This window comes from Acinetobacter sp. 226 (assembly GCF_048147925.1).
Lineage (GTDB): Bacteria > Pseudomonadota > Gammaproteobacteria > Pseudomonadales > Moraxellaceae > Acinetobacter > Acinetobacter pecorum.
In genome coordinates, this window is record NZ_JAYWYX010000057.1 from 1 (window position 1) to 5,023 (window position 5,023).

Sequence of the window (5,023 nt, forward strand, 5' to 3'; positions counted from 1 at the left end):
AAGTTCGCACCCATTCGGGATGCTCTGTACCTACCGTTTAAAATCGAAAGGGAGCTTGTAATCAGAGAAAAGGCGAGGGCGAAATTTTGATGATGCTCAATCGCTCGTAGACACTCGCTCGGTTTCTAAATTGTGTAATATCTTAAATCGTGAAAAAGCCTAGTTAGTAAACTAGGCTTTTAAAATTCTATATCTCAGTTTAAAAATGGAATACACCCAAACCACTTTTAACTTCATCTAATGTTTGTTGAGTAATATCTTGGCATTTTAGTGTGCCAGCTTTCAAAATATCCATGATGTAATCAGGATCTTTAGCAAATTCAATACGACGTTCACGAATAGGAGTGATAAGTTCTTTTAATACGCCTTCTAAACGTTTTTTAACAACACCATCACCTAAACCACCACGACGATAATGTGCTTTAAGTTCTTCAACTTCTTCTTTGTTAGGGTCAAAAGCATCTAAGTAAGTAAATACTATATTACCTTCAACTTGCCCTGGATCTTCTATACATAAATGATTAGGGTCTGTATACATAGAATTAACAGCTTTTTTTATGTCATTATCTGAAGCATCTAACACAATAGTATTACCTAGAGATTTTGACATTTTAGCTTTACCATCAAAGCCGGGTAAGCGACCTACATTAGACAATAAGGCTTTACATTCAGGCAGTAAGTCATGGCCAATTTGACGATTTAAACGACGTATTATTTCATTGGTCTGTTCAATCATTGGAATTTGGTCTTCACCGACAGGAACTACAGTTGCTTTAAAAGCTGTTATATCTGCAGTTTGTGCCACTGGATAGCATAAAAAACCAGCGGGGATATCACGTTCAAAACCACGCATTTGAATTTCTGATTTAATAGTTGGGTTTCGCTCAAGACGTGACACTGTGACAAAATTTAAATACAACATAGTTAGTTCATTTAATGCCGGTAGTCCCGATTGGATACAAATAGTGGTCTTTGTCGGGTCGATACCAACAGCAAGATAATCAGTAGCAACTTCAATAATGTTTCTACGTACCTTTTCGAAATTATCAGCATTATCGGTAAATGCTTGAGCATCTGCTAATAATAGATGTTGATGATGAGAATCTTGTAAACCTACACGTGAACGTAAAGATCCAATGAAATGACCTAGATGAAGTTGTCCTGTGGGACGGTCGCCAGTTAAAATTGTTGGGCGATCTGTGGTGTTCATAAAATATTATCCAGTAGCTTTGAAGAAAAATCACGTAATGGTGACTACCGGACATTGTATTTCATAATATTTTTTAATGTCAGACAGTATATCTAAGTAATTGAATTTTTTAACAATCAAAAAAATATTTCGCTACGTTCGGTAACTCGATGCTTTGAGATTTAGCTTTAGCCAAATTTCAAAGTCGAGTCACTTTGCGACATTAGATATTTGGTAAATAAAGAAAGGAACAGAGCAAAGTACAAAGCCTGAATTATTTAGGGTCAATTACACAATAATCGGCATTTTTCCCATATCCACACTGTTTTTTTATAACTCTGACGCATGTTTTCCCATCACATTTTGATAGGTCTAAGCTGTATTCTTTTAGGTTGTTTACTTCCGATCTGCGCTGCTGGATTTCATCCATACTTGGTACAAATAAAAATAACGCCAAGAACAGCACCATTACCAACGCTATAAAGGCACTGGCAAATATGGCAATGAATTGATAGTTAAGACGGCTCGTTGCCTTATCTAATTCTTGAATACGGCTCTTTAATGCCCCTATAGCTTGCTTATTTGTGTATTGTAGCGATTTTTCAGCCTTATCGAGCACCCCTATGGCTACATGGCTGTAAAACGTCTCTAATCGCTTCTTATCGTCTGCTATGGCTTCTCTGTATTCCTTCATAGATGCCAATAAAATGTATAACTGGTCGTCTAAATCATTTTGGTTGCTCATCGGGACATTCCGCCTTTATCTAGTTTCTGAGATGCCTTGCGGAGTGCTTGCTCGGCTCGTTGTTTGTCTAACTCTTGCTGTTGTTTCATTTGTGCTTGGCGATCTTGTTCTAGACGTTTGGCTTCTTGGTTATTTTTCCACTGATCAAAACCTTTTTCGACACGATTTAGACCCTGTTGTAAAACATTTTCCGTCTTTGATTTTTCTTGATTAAGTTGTTGGCTATTCTGTTGCTTCACACTGTCATTGAAACGGCTGATTTCAGTGTCTATGCCTTGTCTACGCAATTGAGTGACTTTGGTGCCTTCATGAATCGTGGCTTGTAGTCCGTTACCTTGATCAACATAGCTACGATGGTCGATCTTTTCCTTACAACCAGCTTTTTCTAATGCAAGATTTGCAAGGTTCGCCCATTTCTCTCGTATCTCTTTAATTTCTTCTTGGGTCGTACCCATATCAAGACTTTTACGCTTGGCGTTGCTTAACTCAATATCGGTTTTAGTCGTCAGAGTTAATTTACTATCTTTGTCTAATTCAGCTTTTCGAGTTGTAAGCATGATATGGGCGTGATGGTTCTTATCGTTGCCGCCTTTGCTTGGTTCATGGATGGCTATATCAGCAACCACGCCATAACGATCAACTAAAGACCGAGCAAAATCTTTTGCCAAGTCCTTACGTTGATCAGGATCTAATTCATCAGGTAGAGCAATCACCCATTCTCTAGCGGTTCGACCATCTTTTCGGTTTTCTGCTTTTTCAGCCAAATTCCAAAGTTCATTTCGATCAATTTCAATATCGAGATTAGAAACAATTTCGGAATGAGCTACACCATCTTTTCTCGTAAAGTCGTGGGTCAATCCTGTACGTTCATCTTCTAGTTTTTCCCCTGCACGATAAGCAGCAGATGCAACCGCTGTTCTTCCCGAACTTCTGTTTACGGTCTTAGTTGAGCAATGATAAATTGCCATGCAGTTATCCTGATGTTGGTTTTGCTTTTGGGGTTAAGGGGGTTCCCCTTACGCAATGATGACTTGAACTTTGTTCAAGTCGTAAGTGCGCATTTCATGAAAAACACGATAGCATATTACCCGCTTGAATTTCAATTCATAGGGTCTTATGCTTGAGTGGTTTTCTATATTCCGAAATTAACCGTTATGACTAAATCTGCTGAAAATATCGAAAAGAAAATTGAAGCCCAGTTAGAGAAGCTGAAACAGTTAAAAGCACAGAAACAGGCTATTGAAGCAAGAGAACGTACCAAAAAGAAAGAACAGGAGCGCAAGGATGATACTCGACGTAAAATTTTGCTCGGTTCTTACTTGATTAAGAAAATGCAGGCAAATGAAGCCAATAAAGAAAAAATACTCGCTGAACTCAACGAATATTTAACAGAAAATAGAGATCGACAGCTTTTTGATTTGCCCGACATTGAAGCCTAATTTTTCTTAGCTGTTTGGTTGTTTTGTTCGGCTTGATACTCTGGAATGAGCGTATTTAAAACCTTTTGAATATTGTCCTTGTCCTCGATTTGTAAATTATCCCGATAGTAAATTAAGTTCTGTATTTTGCTTTCCATCTGCATTTTTTCGGTGGGTTCGGCATCTTTGGATAGTCGGGATAATAGGAAGATATAACAGCATATATTTTCCCTCGCAATTTCATAATTTACGATGTCGAGGTATTCAACGGTCACATGCTTTAGATCGGTTGATAGGTTATTTAATTTAATCATGGCTGAAATCCTGATTTTTCTAAAATTGGATAAAGCTCTCTGAATTTTTCAGGCTCTAACAGCATATCTGCTATACGGATAGCAAATTGTTGGTAGCTTTCTGTACCTTGTGAATATTTCCCCATTTCAGGCATTTCTGACATTTTTTTTGCAAATAAATGGCGTTGTGCATCGGTCATTTTGATAAAAAAGTCAGGTGTGTTTGGGTCACGCTTAGAATCTAATTTTTTCGGTTGTTGTTTCTGCTTAAACTTGAATGAAAACCCAGTAATTGTACGCCCTTTCTTGTGTTGCTCATAAGTGGCTTTTATGTCTGTATGTTCATTGATTTGAGTAATGGCAGTTTCTAATACACGGCTTTTAAAATGGTGCATACGTTGATATTCATCATCTTCAACACCTAAATTTTTACGTAATTGTTGTAGTTCAAAAACAGGTGTTTTACCAACTTCACGCCAAGCGATTAATAACTCATAAAGTCTAGTGGCATACTTACTGGTTAGGTGTGCAACTTGTTTGGCTTCATATTTTGTAAAGTGTTCTTCTAATCTAGTGATTAAAGGAACTACATCAGGTGCGAAAGTAATTTCTAGTAATGCCAAATCATCTACATAAAAAATACGGCTTACCCAGCGAGAGCGAACGATACCTACCTTCCCTGTTTTTTTATATTCGGCTGTATAGCTAAACTGCCTGTTAAATAGATTATTTACGGCATCTTTCAGGGCTTTGTAGGATGCATCAGGTGATACATTAAATAGTTTTGCATAGTCACTAGCATGTATTTCTAGTTTGCTATCTGCCGTAATACCCCGCCCTAATTCCCTTGCATTAATGATTGCAAGCATGACTAAACGCTGTTCCGTTAGTTCTAAATTATAACTGGCGTTTATTAATGCATTATCTTTCACAACTAAACCATTCTTCATATTAAATACACGTTATTATTAATGTGTATTTACACACTATATATTTTATGTGTGTAAATCAAGAGAATTTGTGTGCTTATACAAGAGAATTTGTGTGCTTATACAAGAGAATTTGTGTGCTTATACAAGAGAATTTGTGTGCTTATATAAGCTGTAGTCCTCTCATATCAATGTTTTCAGCTTATCTAAAAGCATTTAAAAGCTTTAAAAATAATTAAAAGCCTTTCGAGAGGGGAGTGCAAACTGCCCTAGGTACTCGCTAAAGCTCGTACTCTATTGAAGCTCGTTCCTCGCTTCGTGGGGCAGTTTTTGGTTAATCTTATTTGTGAAATCTAAAAGAAAAAGCATTGATAATGTATTCGCTTCGCTCATACTTTTTGAAAAGCAAAAGCTCCAAAGTTCGCACCCATTCGGGATGCTCTGTACCT

The 5,023-nt window shown here is 37.2% G+C and carries 6 protein-coding genes; 1 reads left to right on the forward strand and 5 read right to left on the reverse strand.

Going from position 1 to position 5,023, the window contains the following annotated elements; translation table 11 throughout:
* Positions 1 to 199 precede the first annotated feature (199 nt).
* From trpS to mobQ, 3 genes are all read right to left on the reverse strand, one after another.
* Entirely contained in the window at positions 200 to 1,210 is a 1,011-nt protein-coding gene (trpS, locus tag VXP95_RS15175) for a tryptophan--tRNA ligase (RefSeq protein WP_171538791.1), read from the reverse strand.
* A gap of 253 nt (positions 1,211 to 1,463) precedes the next feature.
* Positions 1,464 to 1,934 (reverse strand): hypothetical protein, encoded by a 471-nt coding sequence (locus VXP95_RS15180; protein ID WP_171538792.1) that lies wholly within the window; start codon positions 1,932 to 1,934, stop codon positions 1,464 to 1,466.
* Positions 1,931 to 2,902: a MobQ family relaxase gene (gene mobQ, locus VXP95_RS15185; protein ID WP_416712336.1), complete on the reverse strand. Its 972-nt coding sequence runs from the start codon at positions 2,900 to 2,902 to the stop codon at positions 1,931 to 1,933. The genes VXP95_RS15180 and mobQ overlap by 4 nt, the downstream gene beginning before the upstream one ends.
* A 186-nt stretch (positions 2,903 to 3,088) precedes the next feature.
* On the opposite strand from mobQ, the gene VXP95_RS15190 reads away from it, so the two are divergent.
* On the forward strand, positions 3,089 to 3,373 hold the full coding sequence (locus tag VXP95_RS15190) for a hypothetical protein (RefSeq protein ID WP_004871868.1): 285 nt from the start codon (positions 3,089 to 3,091) through the stop codon (positions 3,371 to 3,373).
* Here VXP95_RS15190 and VXP95_RS15195 read toward each other — a convergent pair.
* Together VXP95_RS15195 and repM are read right to left on the reverse strand one after the other, a co-directional pair.
* Positions 3,370 to 3,666 (reverse strand): hypothetical protein, encoded by a 297-nt coding sequence (locus VXP95_RS15195; protein WP_416706430.1) that lies wholly within the window; start codon positions 3,664 to 3,666, stop codon positions 3,370 to 3,372. The two genes, VXP95_RS15190 and VXP95_RS15195, sit on opposite strands and share 4 nt — an antisense overlap.
* Positions 3,663 to 4,595: a replication initiation protein RepM gene (gene repM / locus VXP95_RS15200; RefSeq protein ID WP_026438545.1), complete on the reverse strand. Its 933-nt coding sequence runs from the start codon at positions 4,593 to 4,595 to the stop codon at positions 3,663 to 3,665. Before repM ends, VXP95_RS15195 begins: the two co-directional genes overlap by 4 nt.
* Positions 4,596 to 5,023 lie beyond the last annotated feature (428 nt).